Genomic DNA, 20,350 nt, shown 5'->3' on the forward strand with positions numbered 1-20,350 from the left:
CGATTTAGAAAAAAAATGTACATTTACAATATGTCGGAAAATAGATTAATTATACTGTTGTGTTGCGTTGTTTTCTTCTTTGGAGGTAGAGCGGCAACGTCTCAAAATAATACAACATTAAAAACAAATGAAAATTTGATACAACCACCATATTTAAAAATAGGAGATACTGTTGCTATTGTTGCGCCTTCTGGTATTTTAAAAAACAGAAATAGAGAAGTAGAACAGGCAAAAACATTACTTAAACGTTGGGGACTTAATGTTGTTGTTGGTAAACATGTGTTTAGTAGGGATAATCATTTTGCAGGAACAGACGAAGAACGATGTGAAGATTTTCAATCTGCACTAGATAATCCTAATATAAAGGCCATTTGGAGTGCAAGAGGAGGCTACGGAACGGTAAGAATTTTAGATAAGTTAGATTATACTAAGTTTAAAGAAAACCCAAAATGGATTATAGGGTATTCAGACATTACTGCTTTGCACAATCAATTGCATAATAATGGTGCGGAATCCATTCATGCTATTATGTGTGTAAGTCTAACGGAAGATTTAAGTGAAATAAAGGAAAGTGTTGCAACGTTTAAGGCTGCTATTTTTGGAGAACCTTTAGCGTATACCATTGCGGGGTCAAAATATAATAAGGAAGGAGAAACCTCTGGACAGTTAGTAGGTGGTAACTTAACCATTTTACATACTATGTTAGGCTCCAATACAAGCATAAATATGGATGGTAAAATTCTCTTTTTTGAAGAAATAGGAGAGTATGCTTACCATATAGACCGTATGTTACAGAGTTTAAAACGTGCGGGGTATTTTGAGAATTGTAAAGGCGTAATTGTAGGCGATATTTCTAGGGTTAGAAAAAATACAACACCTTGGGGAAAACCAGTACAACAATTAATTTTAGATGTTTTGGCAGATTATAATTTTCCTGTTGTTTTTAATATGCCAGCGGGACATGAAGATGATAACCGTGCTTTAATTTTAGGTAGAACAGTAAAGTTAAAAGTAGGAAAAGAGACTTCTACTGTTGTTTTCGAAGAATAATCTATAAAAACAAGCAGGATGAGATTCCTGCTTTTGCAGGAATTAAATGGCACAACATAACGAACTTGGTAAGAAAGGAGAACAATTAGCAGTAGATTTTTTATTAGAAAAAGGTTACGAAATTATAGAACGTAACTATCGTTTCGATAAAGCTGAGGTAGATATAATAGCAAAGGCAAAAGAGACATTAGCTATTATTGAGGTCAAAACACGGTCTACTACAGATTTTGGAAATCCTCAAGATTTTGTAAAGCCTAAACAAATACAACGCCTTGTAAAAGCTGTTGATGAATATGTTACCGCAAACGGATTGGATTTAGAAGTTCGTTTTGATATTATAGCCATTGTAAAAAATAATAATAATTATAACATTGAACATTTAAAAGATGCCTTTTATCATTTTTAAATAAGAAAATATAAAAGTGATTTATAGTAATTTAAATCACTTTTATATTTAATTTAAGCAGTAATTAATTTATGTTTAATTGTTTATTGAAGCGAAATACTTTCCAATAAAGAGTCGCCAAGGTCATCTATATTCTCTGAATTTGGGTGTGTAGTGGCAGATACATTAGATAATATTATTACGGCACGCTTATTAATTTTATCTATAGCCAAATACGAGGTGTACCCAGCTGTGCCTCCATTATGTGTAAGTATTCTAAATCCTTCACTTTCTATAATATGCCACCCTAAGCCCATAATATAATTTGTTGCTATATTAAAAGTAGTCTCTTGTGGTAGGTTATAAACGGCATTGTTTTCAAAGTTTTTTCGTACAAATTTTTCAAGATCAACTACTGATGATTTTATCGATCCGCTTCCAGACATGGTGTCTGTATGGTTCCAGTTTACAGTTGCATTTCCATATTGGTCTTGCCCTATTACTAATTTTGAAGTATCAACATTAGCTATTAATGTAGTGGAATTATGCATTTGTAATGGTTCCATAATTACACTCTGTATAAGTTCTTCGTAAGATACACCTCGTTTTTTCGCCAAAATATAACCTAGCATACCCATGCCTAAGTTAGAATATTCATAGGCTGTTCCGCTTGCAGTATTTAAGGTAACATGATTTTGCAGATAACTTTCTAAATTAGCTACGCTGTAGTTAGCATAAGGATCATTTATATCAAAGTCTATAACCTCCTCAACGTTAGTAGGCAAACGAGGTAATCCAGAGGTGTGATTAGCTAGTTGTAATAAGCTTATGTTTTCGCCATTTAGTAATGAAAAATCAAATTGTTGTTGTAGTGTTTCGTTTAAAGAGGCTTCGTTGGTAGAGATTAATTCCGATAGGCATATACTAGTAAAAACCTTGGTTATTGAACCAATTTCAAAAATGTTATCGGCATTATCTATTGTTCGTAGAGTCCCATTGTCATTTATTATGCCAATAAATTCTGTTGAGGTATTATCTATTATGGCGATTGCTACTTGAGTGTTTTCTGGAAAAATAGTAATATACTCCTCAATAAGATTTGCAAACTCTTGGTTGTCTATTTCATCTTTAATAGTACTACCATTGGTAGTTGGAGGGGTATCGTCACTAGTATTGCAACTGGTTGCAATAAATAGGCATAACAATGTAATAGTAAAGAGGGCTTTAATAGTTACAGTAGTATTCTTATGTAAAGAATAGATTTGTTTTAAAATTTCCATAGTTTTTTTGATTTAATGAAATTGATGAATAATTGTTTTATGTCATTACAAACCTATGGTGGTAAAACCTTTAGAAGGTTTCAATATCTTAAAATCTAATAAATTCGAACTTATTTGTGCTTTTTTCGGTAAGCATTTGGTGTCATTCCAGTCATTTTTTTAAATGAATTATGAAAAGTGGTTTTAGAAGAAAATCCACATTCTAACCCAATTGCTAAGAGGCTATAATTATCAAACTCTGGATCTAAAATAATACGTTTAACTGCTTCAACTCTATAGCGATTAATGTAGGTTGAAAAATTTTCGCCAGTAACGGTATTAATTAACTGCGACACATAACCAGAACTAATGCCTAATTGTGTTGCAATTTTTTCTCTATCTAATGTGCTGTCTTTATAAATGTGCTGTCTTTATAAATGTGCTGATCATTACAGAGCGCTTCTAATTTTACAAAGTAGTTGTTGTCCTTAGTAAAAGTATCTCCTTTTTTTATGTTTAAACTATTAGATGATTTCTGCTCAATACTAACTGGCTTACTTGAATTTAATTTATTAAGTAAGGTTTTAATTTCTTTTCGGTCTTTTGCAAGTCTAAATTTAAAAATCCCCATGTAGCTAATCCAATAAATTAAAAATGCTACAAATAATGTTAACACTTGTATTAATGGAGTAATGATATCTTGTTGTAGAAATTCGCTAACAGCAGACCCTATAATAGAACCAAAAACCCAAGAAAAATAGAAAATAGAGACTAGAACCAATAAATAGGTTAACCATTTTTTTTCTTCTGGAGTATCAGAAAATTTAATAAAAGTGAACGTGTATATTAAAAGGACTGGAGTAAAAAGGAGTATTATTGGAATTTGAATAAGATTTAATATTAACTCTACTGTTTTTGGTAGAAAACTTAGGCCTCCAGCATATTCATCTATCGCATCATAAACAATACTATATAGAAAAGGAACAAATAACCATAACCATTTTTTTGAGTTTTTTATATTGTGATTTACTTGATGTACCACATATAGAAAAAGGAAAATTGGGAATAGTAGTCCAGAGTCTATAATATCAAAAAATCGTAAAAAAGGATAATTTGTATAGGCTCCTGTTTCTTCTAAAACAAAATTTAGTAAAGAGATAGAGAATGAAAAAATAGCAAAGGCTAAATATTTATTTGCTTTACTTTTAAATATAGGTGATTTTAAAATCACTATCCCTAAAATAACTCCTTGAAAAATGGCAATGTTAAGTAGAGTAATTAATAGCAATGGGTAAGTGGTTTGTTTAATGTTTTATAACGATGTATTTATTATTTTGATTTTTTAGATTGAGCATATCAAGAATTTGTTAATATTGCTAGAAGTAAAATCGTAATTATTTTTACACGCATTCTATATTTTTTACTATGGTTTGTATCTAAAAGTAGTAGATTTATATATGTTCTTTTTTTACTTAGCCGAAAGATAATAAAAAAGGGTCAACCAAATAGGTTTATAATAACTCTTCTATTCTATATATGTGTGTGCTATTGTTTTAGAAATGTAATTATTTTAAACATAATACTAGATAGTTTGTCTAGGTTAGATAAATTTACAAATGGAGAAATATTTTATTCATAATATATAGCATGGGTTGTAAAACACGTTTTAATTTAACCAGTTTTGGTGTCTAAATGCGGCTTTTTTGGCCCAATCTTTAGGGCGATCTCCAAAACATTCCAAAATAGCATCTACACCTATTATAGTGCCTTTAGCTAATCTGCCTAATAATGCTATAGGAATCGTTTTGCCATTGGTATCGTTTTTTGGAATAATATAACCATTAGAGTCGGTTTCTATACCATAATCGTCATGAGCTGGCTTTATAAGTTCGTTTAGAAACAGGCTGTTAACTAGCTCAGAATTTACTTGCTTTACCTTGGGGCTATCTAACACAGAATTTATCATTACATGGGCTAATATCGTATTGTTATTAGAAGACAAATACCAGCCTTTTTTATCTAGAGTTATTTCCGGATTGTTTATGTAATCTGTTGTCATTATTCCAGCAGACAAAAGTGCTAACATTTGTTGAATACTTTCTACTGGTGGACCGTATGCATATCGTTTCATACGTTCATCTAAACCAATAATTTCTGCAAAAACTTCTGGACTACACTCGTTAAAGGATAATTGCTCGTATATAGAAGGTTGACAGTGTCTCCATACTTGACCAATACAAAAATCTAAGCTTATTTCGCGGGTGTTTTTAGCCATTTCTATATAGTTCTGCATTAAAAGTGCTGTGGATTGTTCATTATCTACTATAGAGGGAGCTTTGTAAGATTCATTTTTTAACCAGTTTTTTACATGAGTTTCTATAGCACTTATTATTCTTGTGTTACAAGATTTGGTTAAAGGTAATTCTGCATAGATTTTTGCAATTATAGGTGTTATAGCTTCTATTAAAAAATTGAAATTTTTGGCTTGCTTTTGTGTTTCGGAATTACCTATTAAGGCGCTAAAAAGGTCTAATTGTTTGTTTGTTGGTTTGTAATAGTTATCTATTTTGGCAGAGAGTGGTTTTGGGGCTACGGGTAAACCATTTAGAGAAAATGGAATAAACATAATTTTAGCATCGTTTTTAGGGCGATATACAATTTCTTGTGTTTCTTTATTATTAACTATAAATGTTCCTGTATTACTAGCGATGCTTCTAATAACATCTATGGCGGCTAAACCAAACCCACGAATTGCTATTGTATTTGTGGGTTTTATATGTTCTAAAATTTTTACAATAGGGTAAGGTTCTGTAAAAAGTGTTGTATTATTATTTAGAGCCGCTTTCCAATGTGCAAGTTGTTTAGATAATCTTGTTGGTTGGTGCCCAATGGTTAGTAAAAGTTCATCAGCATTATGAAAGGTACCACTATGTGTTTCTATTGCTACGGTTTTATCTTCTAATAGGTTTACCTTAATAACCCGTTCTTTAAATAATGTTATCAACCCTAATTTTATTAAGGATTTTGCTAAGCTATCAAACCGTTCTTTTAAATACTTACCTATTTTTGCTCTTGGAGGGTAAGTGTCTTTTAACTCATTTGAAAGTTTAGAAAAATCTTTATTATCCCAGTTATGATACGATGGAAAACTAGGAATTATGATACTCTCTAAGTTTATTTGGGGACGTGTTTTTATGTTTAGAATACGCTCAGAAATATTAATCCAGTTCGTTTTTACTTGGTCTACGTCATAAACTTGTCCATTACCAAAGTGTCCTGTTTCTTCAAATAGTAATATGTGTATTTGTTTACAGGCCTGTTTTGCATTTAGTTCTAAGATTAAATTTTCTAGTGCATATAATCCTCTTGGTCCAATGCCTATAATACTTAAAGTCCTTGTTGTTTTCATTAATAATTTTAAGGTTTATAATAGAACGTATCTAAAGTTATAGTTTGCTCATCAACTTCTATTAAAATGTGTATAAACTACTCAAAAATAAATATAGCAGTTTAGTATTTGTAACGTTATTAAACTAATTATTGTAAAAAAAGATTAAAAGGTGTTAATTCTAATTTTAGAGACATGTCCATATTAAATTGTTCTTTTGGCGTAATATTGGTTCCAAAAAAAAATAAGTTTTGTTTTTATATTCTAGGTGAGCTACAAACTAACTATTATTATTTCTAATATATTAGCCTGTTTTTCCTCTAAGTTTATAGACTTCCTCTTGTTTAATAACAGTTAGGCTTTTTATTTACTTTTCGTTTTATGTTACAGATAGACTATTAGTGGCAATTCTGGTCTTAAATCGAATGTTTTACCTTGAATATTATTATCAAAATACAGTTTCATTAAATGTTCTTTTCCACTTTTAACGGTTATGTTCTTAATGCCGTTTATAGCTTTAATTGTTTCTGTTTTTATGTCTAAATCTGATGATGTGATATTAATATTTGTAATTTTTTTTGCTCCATTTGGATGCTTGTAAAACGCTCTTGCAAATGCATATTCATCTGGAATGTTCTTTAAGTCAGACATTGTTTCAAATCTCTCCGATTCTATTTCAGGATAGACAACAAAAATAGAAGGTTCTTTTAGGTTTATTTTTGAGTTTTTTGCTGAATATATACTAGCGTTTCCCTCCATCCAGTCTTGATGGTAGCGTATTTTCTGGAATGGAATTTTTTCCATATTGTAGTCTTTTACTTTTAACGCTATACTAAAAGGGGACGCACCGTTTTTTTCAAAGTTTGCTCTTTCTGTAAAATCTAAATCTTTGTTTTTTATATTATTTTGCTCCAATTCGTTTTGGTTATAAACAAAAATTAATTCGAGATAGTTATTTAAAAAATAGAAATACCTTCCAGTTGTACCTTGCCCTGTATGGATTTTAGAAAGTGAATCGGGAATAGAAGTAAATCCAATATCGATTAATTTTTTGCTTTGCTTTTTCAGGATTTTTAACCCAAATATTTAAATGATCTACTTGTAAATCTGATACTATGTTTTTATCTATTTCAATAGCTTGTTTTTCGTTCTCTTGATTGTTACAAGACAAAAAACTAAATAATAAAACTAAAATTATAATGTAATAACGGAGATTCATTTTAAATGTGGCATAGCGTGTTTGTATATGTTTTAAGCTTTAAAGTTAGCAAATACAAACAAGATAGAAAACCTTTACAAGTTTTTATAAGTAGGCTTATAATAGTCATTTAGTTTTTACTAATATTCTTATTTAACGACTTGCTTCACTTTATTAGTTAATACACCTTTTAAAGTATTCAATTCGTATGCATATTGCTCAATTTAAGAGAATACAATTAATTTGCTACACTTTTGTATAGCGTTTTTATTTTAGGTCTTTTATTATTTTTTTAACGGTTTTTAGTAGTTTCCCTGCAGTATCTAGGTCGCTTTGGTTAGTAATAACCGAAACTCCCATATTAAACTTTGGAAGAATAAATAGCCAATTTTGACTCCCAAAACCTCCTCCGTGCATGCTGTAATACGTACCATATTCTTCGTTGTTTCTTATAGGAAAATAATAGCCTATTTCTCTATTTCCGTTTTGCAAAAGATTCCTATGAGATTCCTTAATTACGTTATTATTAGAATCCAATTGTAGCTGCATGTAATTTACTAAATCTGGCATGGTTGTTTTAACACCGCCATCTGCTCCATAAATTACAACTTCATGAGGAACAAGTTTGCCAGTCATTCCATAGCCATTTGCCAAATATTGTTCATTTTCTTTTGAAAGTTTAATTTGGGTATTTGGCATGTCTGCATTTTTTTGAAAGTAATTTTTTACTAGTTCATTAAACGATTTACCATATAAATTTTCTAGTATTTCTGCCATTAATTCAGTATCTACATTGGAATATTTATATTTTTTACCAGGAATAGTATCTAACTCTATCGTGTGTAAATCATGAAAGAAATCTTTTTTACTGTAATTCTTTTGGATCTCAGACACCTTAAAAGGTAATTCTTCATTAAAATCATTGAATAAAGCATTGATACTTTCGGGTAGAAATTTTGACATTCTACTTGTATGTGTTAATAAATGTTTGATTTTTATTGGATTACCCTTGTATTCAAAATTTTTAAAATCCTCTTTTAAATAGTTCCGAATATCGTCTTCAAGATTAATTTTGCCTTCTACAACTGCATTGGCAACTAGAACTCCAGTAAACGTTTTACTTACTGATGCTATTTCGTATATGGTATTATCGGTAGGTGTATTGCCTTTTCCTTTGTCTAATTCGCCATAGTGAGCGATGTATTTTTTCCCGTCTTTGTATACACCTATTGAAACTGCATTTATTTTTGAATCCAAAAGAAGCGAATCAGCATTTTTGTTAATTAAAGCTTGAATTGGATCAACAGATTTAGTTTTAGATGTTTTTTCTGAATTTTTACAGTTAAAAAAGGTGAAGAGGCAAATTAAAAGGGGGATTTGAAATTTCATTTAATTAATTGTTTGGTTGTTTGTTTAAAGAAGACGAGTTATAAGCAAAAGTGTTACCAATTAGACTGAACTTTCGTTTTTTAGGTGTTTTTAATATGAATATGTGTTTAGTAAATAAATTACAGGTAGAAACCCCGTAAGGGTTTTGTTGTTATACATATAGGATAATGAATTGGTAATGTAAAAGAACGACAAATAGGTAAAAAGGATAACTTTAAACTTACTGTTTATGTGTAGTTTTAATGCCTATAAATAAAATAAAGCTTGTAAAGCTCTTTTTATTAGGATAGTAGCCAAAGGAGAAAGTGAAAACTAGCTATTGCTTATAGTAAAAAATATGTTGCCATACGATGTTAACCACAGCTGTACTTTGGTAGAGAATTAATTGTTTCCTACTGTAGTTCTTTGTTAGCCATAGTAATTATATCTTTTTAAACAAGATTTCCATTATTTCTAAACCTGTAATTTGTTTATTTTTATTTCTTTTAAAAACTATTGGTTTAAATGAAATGTCAAATATGTCTTTGGATAAAGATTTCATTTCATCTTTCCAAGCTCCATTTCTATAGTAAAAATATAGTTTAACATTGTGTAACTTGATTTTTTTACTTATTTGCAAATCTGCGTTAAAATACTGTCCTTCAAATTCTTTTAACTCCTCTATTGAATATTTGTAAGGTTCATAAGTTTCAAATAACCAAGGTAATTGATTTTCAGAATCATAGTATTTGTAGTTTTTTCTGCCTGATTTTATATCAAATTCAATCCGTTTATCGTTGAATAGAAATTGATGATTTCCCAATGGTTTTAGATTTGTAATCACATCTCCATCTAAAGTAAGTACAGCCAATTGATTATCCACAAGTTTTATGGTGTTTAATTTTCTATCTTCATCATCACTACCAATAAATAGATAATTGCCTTCATACTGCTTTAATTCTTTTTTAGAAAGATTGACTTGATTTTGTTGTTTAGTTTCTTGTTTGTCCTTAGACCTATCTTTTTGTGAAATGTATAAGTCTACTAATTGAAAAAATCGCTCTTCAAAATCGGGTTCAAATGTGTTTTGAGTAGTAAAAAAGGCAATGTTTAATTCAGGAAAATAAAGGTACTTTGAAACAAAACCACCTATAATCATTCCATCAAATCCCATGGCTTTGTGTCCGTTGTGCGTTTCAAATTCAACACCTAATCCGTAATTGACTTCTGCTCCGTTATTTAGTTTTGCCTTAGTGTGCATTTTTTTATAGAGTTTGGGGTACTGGTCTTTTATTTTTTTTAATCCCATGTGCCATTTAAACATATCCCTTGCTGTGGTTAGCACTTGCCCGTCTCCATTGTAGATAAATGAATGTAGGTGTGTTTTGTAAAATTCGCCTTCATCTTCTTGATAGCCGATAGCTCTATTTTTTATAATTGAATATGTGCTTGTTTTCTTAATTGTATTTTCCATTTTAAATGGTTTGAAAACATCTTCATACAAAAAATCAGCAAAAGATTTTCCAGATGCATTGGCAACAATTTCAGCAAGTAAGACATAATTTGTGTTGGTGTATTGAAAATAATCTCCTGGTGTAAAATTTAGAGTTTTTACTTTTGTGATAAAATTTATCATTTGAGATTGGCTCAGCATATCTTGCATATAAAAATCGGCTATTCCAGCTATGAGGTCAACTTCTCGTACTCCACTTGTTTGGTTGAGTAACTGCTCGATAGTTGGGTCTCCTTTTTTGTAACGAGGAAGGTTTTCTATATATTTATATGCAGACTCATCTATAGATAACTTGCCTTGTTCTTCTAATAAAAGTATAGCAAATGCAGTGAATTGTTTAGCAATTGAACCTACATCAAAAAGTGTTTTAGATGTTATTGGAATGTTATAATCAAGATTCGCACTTCCATATTGTTTTTCTAAGATAATGTCATTGCCTTGAAATACAGCTATTGAAAAACCTGGTTCGTTCTTTTTTACTTGGTAAAGGTTATCAATTTTGGATTCCAAATTTTGGGAATATCCTATTTTTGAAATTAGTGCTAAAATGATAAATATTCCAAATAGTTTGTCACTCATAGAATTTGCTTTTTTCAAGGACTCAATTAGTTTTAGTTTGTTACAGTTGGGTTTATTAAGGCTAATGGTCTCGCCTATGAATAGTTTCGTAGTTTAGCCCTTAACTTTGCAAGTACACACCGAATTGAAAATCTGCGAGGATTTTTGTAAGTAGGAGAGAACAAGCAATTACTTATAGCCATTGTTTTACAACCTTTTTATTCATAATCAGGGATATTCATTCCTAAAATCAAATTCCTATTCGCTGTCCAAATTCCTTTTTCTTTTTCAAGTTTTACAATTCCAGAACCACCTCTGTTTTTTTGAGATTTTCTCTTTTCTGTTGTTAGTTTTGGGTCGTTTTCAAAAAAGTAACTATCAATATAATATGGAATAGTATTTGGCTCTTTTACATAGATGTGAATGTGTTCAGGTTCTTGAGTTTTAGGATATGGTGCAGGTCTAAATGTGTAAAAGGTAAATTTTCCATCTTTACCAGTTTTTAACCATCCACGATATTGTCCGTGAATTTTTTCCCAGCTAATAGGATTTTCACTTGGTTGATAAATTCCATTTCGGTCTGTATGATAAACGTATAGTATTACATTTTCAGCTGGTGTTTTTCCATCTTTTTGAAATACAGTTCCTGTAATTTTTACTTTCGGTTCATTGTTTTCAAATTCTGACAAAGTAACAGTTGATTTAGGTTTCAAATTCAATAACTTATAATCCAAAACCGCTTCGCAATCTTGACAAGGTCCACCAACATTTTTTTCAGATTTAGATTGCCCTTTACAGGAAATGGTAAAAAAAGCCATTAAGATTATTACCAAATATTTTTCCATTATCAATGATTTTTCAAATGTTACACAATGGTTTTGTGTATGACTAGTGGCGTGTTTAAGCACCTAATTTAGCAAATAAATACTGAATAGAAAATCCGAGAGGATTTTTGTAAGTAGGCAAGAACAAGCAATTACTTATAGTCATTGTTGTGCGTTCGTTATTTTTTTGTTCCTTCTAGTGTTTTCTGAAGTTCCGAAAGTATTTTTTTGTCAATAATATCGGTTAAAATTCCAGATTCTAAATTGTATTTTTTAATGATTGTTGGCTCGTTATATTCATTGTAAGTTCCATCATCATTTTTGTCAATTCCAAAACTTTTTATTTTATCTTTTTCTTTATAAAGCCAAATCAAAAGATTTGGCGGACTTGGTTAAAAGCTCTAAACTTTGGGTTAAGTACCAAAACCCGTATTAATTATAGCCATTGTTAGGCATCTGGCTTTATCTTTCCGCTTTCACGAATTTCCAGTAAAATCAGTTCAAGTTTTTCGGTTATTATTTTTTGAGACTTTGAGTTTTCTATTTTTAGTGGATTATCCCAATCTTTATTTTCTATAACATAAATTTTAAATTCGCCTTTATTAGAAGATATTTCTCCGTACCAACCTAAATCAATTATCAGATTTGAATAATCAAATTCAATTTGTAAAAGGTCTTCTGTTAAATTATATAGATTTCTTTCTTCTGTAAAATCAATTTTAGGGTCATACGTTGTAAAATCATTTTTTGCGATTCTACATCCACTTGGAATAATTAAAGGTTGTAATTTATATTCAATCATTAGTCAGTGATTTCAGTCAGATTTAAATCCAATTCTTTCATAACTTCGTCAATATTGAATTCAAAGTCTTTAGGAATATTTACAGTTACTATTCTTCCAAAATCCACTTGCCAAAATCCACTGTGCTTAGTTAATTCGTCTCCTAAAACTCTATAATCAGATTCTTTATACTGAGGTGATAAAAAGAAACGTTTTGTTATAAAATCAGAGTCTTTTATTATTTTAACTATTTCGTGTAATCCTTCTTTATTAATCCTTGTTTCAAATTCAGTTCCTTTTGTTAAGCGACAATTGAAAATATCATTATCTGTCATTCTGAATTTGTTTTCAGACAATTGTTCAACATAGAGATTTCCAGTTGATTTTTCTCGTTTGTCATAAACCCGAATTTCGATTTCTTTCATTTCAATTCTCATTTTTTTTTCAGCTTGCGCCTAACGGCAGTCTGTCTCAAAACCAGCCTTATTCGTTTAAAAGTAGTTTATTTTAAAGCATTGTACACCACTTTTTGTAAAAAAAGTTTATTTTTTGTTTATACTCCATACTTAAAGATATGGAATATTTAGGTGTTTATATAGGTTTTGAGACAGTCTGACGGTCTTGTATATGAAAAGTAGCGGATTTTCACGCACTAGCCTTTCAGTTAAACACAGATCTTTTTTATATTCACTTACTTTCGTTTTAACGATTAAACCGCTATTATTTTTATATATTGTGCAACATGCACAGCGTGTAAGCGTCTTTTTTAAAGGATCTAAAAATTTAACTTAGTTTGTCTTAAAAAACACAAAAGCTTCTTAAAAGAGGCTTGTAGAAAATTATTTTATGTGAAATTATAGGCTTGTGCAACGGTTACCATTGTTGTGCGTTCGTTATTTATTTCCGGTCATTAATTTAGCAATTTCATCTGCATTATTAATTCCCATCTCTTTTAAAATTTTACTTATTCGATTTTCAAATTCGATTTGGATTTTATAACTTATTTTGATTTCTGATAAGAACTCTTGTTCTGAAAATTTATGTTTTTCCGATATATCTTTAAAGTCTTCTAAATTGTAATCTGTATAATCCGATACTGCAATGTAATTATCAGTTCTTTTGTAGAAAATCCAAGGATGTCCAATCCATAATTGAGTCCATTTATTAAATTCTGCATTTCCAACTTCTTCCCAATTCTGAATATCCGATATATCTCCGCAACAAGTCGGTTCAATTATTATTTTACCATTTTTTACAATTACAATTCCACCAATAATTTGCCCAACATATTCTTTAAAATCAGATAAATCAACATCTTCAAGTTCTTTTTTAAGTATAGTTTTTAATTCAGAATCACCAATATTATTTATGTCAACTAAATACGAGCCAATTTCTATCGGTTTTAGATTTTGCAAATTACTATCAGAAATACATTTATACCAGAAATCGCTCCACGCTTTTGGGTTTTCTACTTTCGAAACAGAAGGTGATTCATATTCGTTTTTCGTATAATCCCAAGGTTCAATTTCTATTGTATTTAATAATTTCATTCTGATTTTCAGAGGTTGGTTTTAATGACGCACAACGGTCTCGGCTATGAGTAGTTATGTGGTTTAGTGGTTAACTTAGCAAGTACACATCAAACTGAAAATCCGCGAGGACTTTTAGAAGTAGGCGAGAACAAGCAATTACTTATAGCCTTTGTTGGGATTAGTATTTTTTCAATTGTCAAATGTCCAAAGATAACTTTAGGCTTCCTCCAAGTCCTTCTCGGATTATGCGCATCAAGGTCGAAAGTCGGATATCGCTTGCATTGTTCTCAATTCGAGAGATATAGTTTTTTGTCGTTCCAACTTTTTCCGCAAGCTCTTGTTGAGTCAGGCGTTGCTTTTTGCGAGCTTCTTGGATTAAGACACCTATTCTAAAAGTTTCGAATTCTTCTTCAAATTTTTCTCTTGATTCTGTTCCGATTTTCCCATATTGCTCATTCAAATGGTCATCAAAAGATGTTAAATTTTTATTTGTTTTCATAACTTATTTACCGCATTTTTTGTGTTGTCGCCACTTTAAAGTTATTATTTATTTTCTAGATACTCTTTTTTTAAACGTTCAGCTTTTTTTATTTCTTTTTTCGGTGTTTTCTGGGTTTTCTTTTGAAATCCGCTTAATAAGATAACCAAATTGCCCTTGTCAAAGAAACAAAAGATTCTGAAAATTCCATTTCCCGCTGAAACTCGAACTTCCCAAAGTCCATCTGTGTTAGTCAGGTGTTTCAGATATTTTTCTGGGACAATTTTAGTTCTTTTTATAAGTAAAAGAGTCCAGTCAATTTTGTTTCTGACAGCAAGCGATTGTTTCTTATAAAATTCCTTAAAGTGATTTTCGTAAAAACCTATTTGTCTGTTAAAGTTACTCAAATTTGTTAATCGTTTAATTTTTAACAAAGTTACCTAAAAAGGTAACCATTTCCAAATTTGAAATTGAATTTTGTTTTCTGTACGGATTTCAGATATTAATACCAACTAGTGTATATAAGCAATTTACAAATAATTATCGATTCTGTAGGCTATAGCAATATATTATAAAAAAATAAAGCTTAATTTTAAAAAAAATGTATATAAGTATGTTTTAGGATTTTAAAACTTTAATGATAATTAAAAGATACAGTAGTAATACTATTAATACTTATATTGGGTTATTACAATCTTTTCAAGATTATCTGGGAGATTCTTTAGCTATATCTAAATTGAATAATAAACATTTACTTCAAAAAATTAGAGAATTTATAATAGATAAAAACTACAATGTTGTATACTCAAGTATCAAACAGTAGTCTTTTAAATACTTTAAGCCCGTTGGACTCTATAAATATTAACGATTAATACCTTTTAATAATAACAATTCCTTTTCAGCATTTTCAATAGTATACGATTTAACTACTTTACCTTTTGGCGTCATTATAACTAATGTTTGCGTCTCTGCTTCATAATTCCATATTCCATCAACCATAGCGTGTCTATCTGTAGGAGATAGGCTTAGGTATTTGCATGTGCCATCTTTAGCTAATTCCATCTTAAAACGAAAACGACTTGGCGGAAAGGTTTTATAATCTGTAGGGCGAAATACCATGCCCCCTGGATTTAGTTCTTGTTCTTCTCTAGAGTCCGTCCAAGAGCCAATTAGGTTAGATTGTTCTATTGTTTGTTCTATTTTTGTTTGCATAGGTTGTTTATCGAAATAAATTTTAAAGGCTTCAAAATCGTAAGGTTTATTAATAATTTTTTTGTTTTTGTCTAGTACAAAATAACTTGGCGTCGCACTTACATTGTAATTGTTTCCTATTGGGTTGTCCCATTTACCTTGTCCAAAAACATGAAGGAAATCTGGATACTCGTAAGTCATGTTTCTCCATCGGTATAAATCATTATCTAAAGCTATAGCAATTACTTGAAGGCGTTGTTTATTAATACCAGCAGTATATGCCTTTAGTTTAGGGATTTCATCTAAACAATGCGAACAGGTCGTGCTCCAAAAAAATATTAAGTAATTGTTAGAATGGTTTAACTCACTTAATTTTTTACTAGTTTTTACGCCTTTATTATTTATTGTTTCTATTTCAAAGTCGTACCCAGTGCTACCAATAGATGCATTTTTAAAGTAAGTAATTTTTTCGCTTAACGGCATATCGTTAGCATTATTGGCTAATTGTATTAGGTACTTTGTGGCAATATGGTTAGCTACGTCTTCATTTTCTTCTTGAGCAAATTGATTCCATAATACTTCTAATAAAATCTTCTGTATTTTAGGATGGTTCCTAGAGGCTTTAGCAACATCATCTATATTACTTTTAAAATCGTTATTTCCACTATCTGGATTAGAAAACCCAAAAACATAGTTTAAAGTTGTCTCAATTAAAAAGTTTGAATTTTGTAGCATTTCGTTACCAAAGTCAATGGGTGCAAAATAATTGTCTTTAACGTGTTTTGAAAATGTTTGTACATCTTCGTACTTACTAGGAATATAAGGCCTTCCTGCTTTTATAAAATTATAGGCAAGTGTGCCTTCAGTTGCTTTTTCGAACTCATTTTGGGTTTCGTTAAGGATTTTAAATACACTATTAAACCCGTCTTCATCTTTTGTATTTTTAGAGTAGTAGTTGTTTATACTAGCTCCTACCATGCTCATACTTTTGTTATACGATGTAAGTAGTTTGTTTTGTGAAGATTCTATAAATGTTACCCCTTTTTTTAAATCGAACTCTAGTACAATATCCTCTTTACCATTGTATAATAAATCGAAATTATATTCTTCTTGTGGCTGTGCATAAACAATACGGTATGTTCCTGGTTTTTGCTTTTTATCCATAGTGATTTCAAAACTTCCATCCTCGATAATGTTGGCATTATTTATAAATACCGATGTTTCTGCTGTAACTCTATATAAAAATACAAAGTTAAATTCTTCAGGAGGTGTAAAGGTTCCCTTTATGGTATGCTGTGCAAGTAATACACTTGGTAATATGCTAAGTAAAAAAAGTAATTTTTTAGTCATTTTAAAATGGGTTTCTTTTATAAGGACAATAATTATTCCAAAATGGGTTGTAGTGCTTTTAAAGCTTGTTCTACGGTTTTAATATTTTCAAAAGTAAGTAATAAACGTAAGCCATTTCTGGTTTGCTTCTCTTTCATTTTACCAGCTCTTGGATTTTGTTGTACATATTGTAATATCTTAGTAAAATTAGGGCTTTGGTAAAAACGACTTTGTTGGTCGTTTATAAAGTAACTTATTAGTTTGCCTTGTTTTAATATTACTTTCTCTATACCTAATTTAGTTGCTATCCATTTAAGTTTTACACTGTTTAGTAGATCTACAACTTGTGTTGGTAATGCTCCAAAACGGTCTATAAGCTGCGCTTCGAAAGTTGTTAATTCTTCTTCTGTTTTAAAATTGTTTAATTGGGTGTATAGGTTTAAACGTTCGGCAATATTGTTTACATAATCGTCTGGGAAGAGCAATTCGAAATCGGTATCTATAGTAATATCTTTTACATAGTCTTTATTTTCTGCTTCGTCTTCGTATAGGTCTTTAAATTCGTTTTCTTTCAGTTCTTCTATTGCTTCGTTTAATATTTTTTGGTAGGTATCGAAACCTATTTCGTTTATAAATCCGCTTTGTTCGCCTCCTAATAAATCTCCAGCACCACGAATTTCTAAGTCTTTCATAGCGATATTAAAGCCGCTACCAAGAGCTGTAAATTGCTCTAGGGCTTGTATACGTTTACGGGCATCGTTAGTCATGGCAGAATATTCTGGTGTTATAAAATAACAAAACGCTTTTTTGTTACTTCTACCTACTCGTCCACGCATTTGGTGCAAGTCGCTTAATCCAAAATTATTAGCATTGTTTATAAAAATAGTATTGGCATTAGGAACGTCTAGACCGCTTTCTATTATGGTTGTACTTACTAACACATCGAAAGCACCGTCCATAAATGCTAGCATAAGTTCTTCTAGTTTTTTACCATCCATTTGGCCATGGCCAATGCCTATTTTAGCATCGGGTACTAAGCGTTGAATCATGCCCGCAACTTCTTTAATATTTTCTATACGGTTATGGATAAAGAATATTTGTCCGCCGCGTTGTATCTCGTAACTTACTGCATCTCTAATACTTTCTTCATTAAATCTAATAACATTACTTTCTATAGGGTAACGGTTGGGTGGCGGCGTTGTTATTACCGATAAGTCTCGGGCTGCCATTAAACTAAATTGTAATGTTCTAGGTATTGGTGTTGCTGTTAGTGTTAATACGTCTACATTATCTTTTAACGTTTTTAATTTTTCTTTTACGGCTACTCCAAATTTTTGTTCTTCATCTACAATGAGTAGTCCTAAGTCTTTAAATTTTACGTTTTTATTTACGAGTTGGTGTGTGCCAACAATAATATCTACATGTCCTTTTTCTAATCGTTCTAGTGTTTCTCTTTTTTGTTTTACGGTACGAAAACGGTTAACATAATCTACAGTTACAGGAAACTCTTTTAAACGTTCGCTAAAGGTTTTATTATGCTGAAATGCTAAAATGGTTGTTGGTACTAAAACGGCAACTTGCTTGCCGTTGTCTACGGCTTTAAATGCAGCGCGTATGGCGACTTCCGTTTTCCCAAAACCTACATCCCCACAGATTAAACGATCCATAGGGCGCTCGCTTTCCATATCTGCTTTAATGTCTGCCGTGGCTGTCATTTGGTCTGGTGTGTCTTCGTATATAAAAGAGGCTTCTAGTTCGTGTTGTAAATAACTGTCTTGTTTGTATTGAAAGCCTTTTTTTAGTTTACGTTTAGCATATAGTTTTATTAAGTTAAATGCTACATGTTTTACACGTGCTTTTGTTTTCTGTTTTAATGTTTTCCATGCTTTACTACCTAATTTATAGACTTTAGGCGGTTTGCCATCTTTACCATTAAACTTCGTAATTTTATGTAGGGAATGGATGCTTAAATACAATACATCGCGCTCACCGTATACTAGTTTTATGGCTTCTTGTTTTTTGCCTTCTACATCTATTTTTTGTAGTCCTCCAAATTTACCAATGCCATGGTCTATATGTGTTACATAATCTCCAATATCTAGATTGGTTAATTCTTTTAGGGTTATGGCTTGTTTTTTTGCATACCCATTTTTTAGGTTGAATTTGTGGTAGCGCTCGAATATTTGATGATCTGTATAGCAAACTATTTTATTGGCATGGTCTACATAGCCTTGATAGAGCGATAGGGTTATGGCTTGGTAATGAACGTCTTGCTCTACATCGTCGAAAATATCTTTAAAACGCTTGGCTTGTTGTTCGCTAACGCAAGCTATATAATTAGTGTAACCATTATTATGGTTTCTATTAAGGTCGTCTATTAATAGGTTAAATTGCTTATTAAATGCGGGTTGTGGTGTTGTATTACATATTATTTCGGTTGCGGGGTTTAACCAAGCATCTGTGCCAAATTCTACTAATGTAAACTGTAAGAGTTGTTTTTTTAGTAATTGCGAATTGCAAAATAATTCTTTAGGTTCTGCGTGTTTTACTTCTGTAGAAAGTGTTTTAAAGGCTTCTTCTGCTTTACCAAAAAAGTTATCTATTCTAGAAAAAAGGACGTCTACATTTTTTGTAAATACAACTGTTTTAGCTGCTATATATTTTAGAAAACTAGCTCTAGACTCGTCTAGAAATTTATTTTCTACATTTGGGATTATTCCTATTTTTTTTATTTGCTCGTTAGAGAGTTGCGTTTCTACATCAAAAGTACGAATGCTATCTACTTCGTCTCCAAAAAACTCTATACGGTAAGGCTCATCGTGAGAGAATGAAAATACATCGACAATACCGCCACGAACAGAGAATTCTCCGGGTTCGGTTACAAAATCTACTCGCTTAAATTTATATTCGAATAATACTTCGTTTACAAAGTCTATAGATAAGTTGTCGCCAATAGTAATTTTTAGTGTATTGCGCTCTAATTCTTTTCGGGTTACTACTTTTTCGAATAACGCATCGGGATAGGTAACTATTAATGCTGGTTTTTTTTGTGAGTTAATACGGTTTAAAACCTCGGCTCGTAATAGTATATTGGCATTATCTGTTTCTTCTATTTGGTAGGGTCTTCTATAGCTTCCAGGATAGAATAAAACATCTTTTGTATTAAGTAGCTGCTCTAAGTCGTTAAGGTAAAAAGCGGCTTCTTCTTTATCGTTAAAAATGAGTAAAAAAGGCTTGGCTGCATTTTTAAAACTTTCGCTTATAACAAAGGATAGGGCAGAGCCTATAAGTCCTTTTATATGCGTTTTTTGTTCGGTTTGGGCAATAGCAGTTTGAAGTTTTTGCAGTTGCAAAGACTTTAAATAGGTTTGCGAGATTGTAGATTTGCTCACGTATTTTTCTTTTACACAAATATATGTTTTAAATTACGAATTACGAATTGACTTTTTTAATTTAAAAAGCGACTGCCGAAGACACGACATTTTGTGTGCAAAAT

Annotated in this window: 19 protein-coding genes; 3 read left to right on the forward strand and 16 right to left on the reverse strand. The window is 30.9% G+C overall.

From position 1 onward, the window contains the following. Positions 1-30 precede the first annotated feature (30 nt). A complete protein-coding gene (locus ACVC08_RS06570; RefSeq protein ID WP_452601460.1) occupies positions 31-1,050 on the forward strand; it encodes a S66 peptidase family protein in 1,020 nt (339 codons plus the stop codon). 46 nt (positions 1,051-1,096) lie between these two features. Next, positions 1,097-1,456, forward strand: a complete 360-nt coding sequence (locus ACVC08_RS06575) for a YraN family protein (RefSeq protein WP_452601461.1) — start codon at positions 1,097-1,099, stop codon at positions 1,454-1,456. Between the two features lie 83 nt (positions 1,457-1,539). On the opposite strand, the gene ACVC08_RS06580 is transcribed toward ACVC08_RS06575, so the two are convergent. From ACVC08_RS06580 to ACVC08_RS06645, 14 genes are all read right to left on the reverse strand, one after another. Then, positions 1,540-2,715, reverse strand: a complete 1,176-nt coding sequence (locus tag ACVC08_RS06580) for a serine hydrolase domain-containing protein (protein WP_452601462.1) — start codon at positions 2,713-2,715, stop codon at positions 1,540-1,542. 110 nt (positions 2,716-2,825) lie between these two features. After that, positions 2,826-3,050, reverse strand: a complete 225-nt coding sequence (locus ACVC08_RS06585; protein WP_452601463.1) for a helix-turn-helix domain-containing protein — start codon at positions 3,048-3,050, stop codon at positions 2,826-2,828. A gap of 44 nt (positions 3,051-3,094) precedes the next feature. Next, positions 3,095-3,982: a helix-turn-helix domain-containing protein gene (locus tag ACVC08_RS06590; protein ID WP_452601464.1), complete on the reverse strand. Its 888-nt coding sequence runs from the start codon at positions 3,980-3,982 to the stop codon at positions 3,095-3,097. Positions 3,983-4,360: 378 nt separating this feature from the next. Next, positions 4,361-6,103: an FAD/NAD(P)-binding protein gene (locus ACVC08_RS06595; protein ID WP_452601465.1), complete on the reverse strand. Its 1,743-nt coding sequence runs from the start codon at positions 6,101-6,103 to the stop codon at positions 4,361-4,363. Positions 6,104-6,466: 363 nt separating this feature from the next. Continuing rightward, entirely contained in the window at positions 6,467-6,997 is a 531-nt protein-coding gene (locus ACVC08_RS06600; RefSeq protein WP_452601466.1) for a hypothetical protein, read from the reverse strand. A gap of 550 nt (positions 6,998-7,547) precedes the next feature. Continuing rightward, positions 7,548-8,669, reverse strand: coding sequence for a serine hydrolase domain-containing protein (locus tag ACVC08_RS06605; protein WP_452601467.1), 1,122 nt, complete (start codon positions 8,667-8,669; stop codon positions 7,548-7,550). A 421-nt stretch (positions 8,670-9,090) separates the two neighbouring features. Next, positions 9,091-10,740: a serine hydrolase domain-containing protein gene (locus tag ACVC08_RS06610; RefSeq protein ID WP_452601468.1), complete on the reverse strand. Its 1,650-nt coding sequence runs from the start codon at positions 10,738-10,740 to the stop codon at positions 9,091-9,093. Positions 10,741-10,937: 197 nt separating this feature from the next. Further along, on the reverse strand, positions 10,938-11,537 hold the full coding sequence (locus tag ACVC08_RS06615) for a dioxygenase family protein (RefSeq protein WP_452601469.1): 600 nt from the start codon (positions 11,535-11,537) through the stop codon (positions 10,938-10,940). A 185-nt stretch (positions 11,538-11,722) separates the two neighbouring features. Beyond that, positions 11,723-11,917, reverse strand: coding sequence for a hypothetical protein (locus tag ACVC08_RS06620; RefSeq protein WP_452601470.1), 195 nt, complete (start codon positions 11,915-11,917; stop codon positions 11,723-11,725). 74 nt (positions 11,918-11,991) lie between these two features. Continuing rightward, entirely contained in the window at positions 11,992-12,345 is a 354-nt protein-coding gene (locus ACVC08_RS06625) for a hypothetical protein (RefSeq protein ID WP_452598924.1), read from the reverse strand. Continuing rightward, entirely contained in the window at positions 12,345-12,749 is a 405-nt protein-coding gene (locus tag ACVC08_RS06630; RefSeq protein WP_452601471.1) for a hypothetical protein, read from the reverse strand. The genes ACVC08_RS06625 and ACVC08_RS06630 overlap by 1 nt, the downstream gene beginning before the upstream one ends. Positions 12,750-13,217: 468 nt before the next feature. Beyond that, positions 13,218-13,874 carry a hypothetical protein gene (locus ACVC08_RS06635; protein WP_452601472.1) on the reverse strand — a complete coding sequence of 219 codons (657 nt, stop codon included), beginning with the start codon at positions 13,872-13,874 and terminating at the stop codon, positions 13,218-13,220. A gap of 178 nt (positions 13,875-14,052) precedes the next feature. After that, the gene (locus tag ACVC08_RS06640; RefSeq protein ID WP_452601473.1) at positions 14,053-14,355 is read right to left on the reverse strand and encodes a helix-turn-helix domain-containing protein; all 303 of its coding nucleotides are present in this window, start codon (positions 14,353-14,355) and stop codon (positions 14,053-14,055) included. Positions 14,356-14,399: 44 nt separating this feature from the next. Next, positions 14,400-14,741: a type II toxin-antitoxin system RelE/ParE family toxin gene (locus ACVC08_RS06645; protein ID WP_452601474.1), complete on the reverse strand. Its 342-nt coding sequence runs from the start codon at positions 14,739-14,741 to the stop codon at positions 14,400-14,402. 230 nt (positions 14,742-14,971) lie between these two features. On the opposite strand from ACVC08_RS06645, the gene ACVC08_RS06650 reads away from it, so the two are divergent. Then, entirely contained in the window at positions 14,972-15,157 is a 186-nt protein-coding gene (locus ACVC08_RS06650; RefSeq protein WP_452601475.1) for a hypothetical protein, read from the forward strand. A gap of 38 nt (positions 15,158-15,195) precedes the next feature. Here ACVC08_RS06650 and ACVC08_RS06655 read toward each other — a convergent pair whose 3' ends face one another. Both ACVC08_RS06655 and mfd read right to left on the reverse strand, forming a co-directional pair. Continuing rightward, complete coding sequence (locus ACVC08_RS06655; protein WP_452601476.1) at positions 15,196-16,875, reverse strand: TlpA family protein disulfide reductase; 1,680 nt, start codon at positions 16,873-16,875, stop codon at positions 15,196-15,198. A 32-nt stretch (positions 16,876-16,907) separates the two neighbouring features. Next, on the reverse strand, positions 16,908-20,246 hold the full coding sequence (gene mfd / locus ACVC08_RS06660) for a transcription-repair coupling factor (RefSeq protein WP_452601477.1): 3,339 nt from the start codon (positions 20,244-20,246) through the stop codon (positions 16,908-16,910). Positions 20,247-20,350: the final 104 nt, after the last annotated feature.

This window comes from Pontimicrobium sp. MEBiC06410 (genome assembly GCF_053601615.1).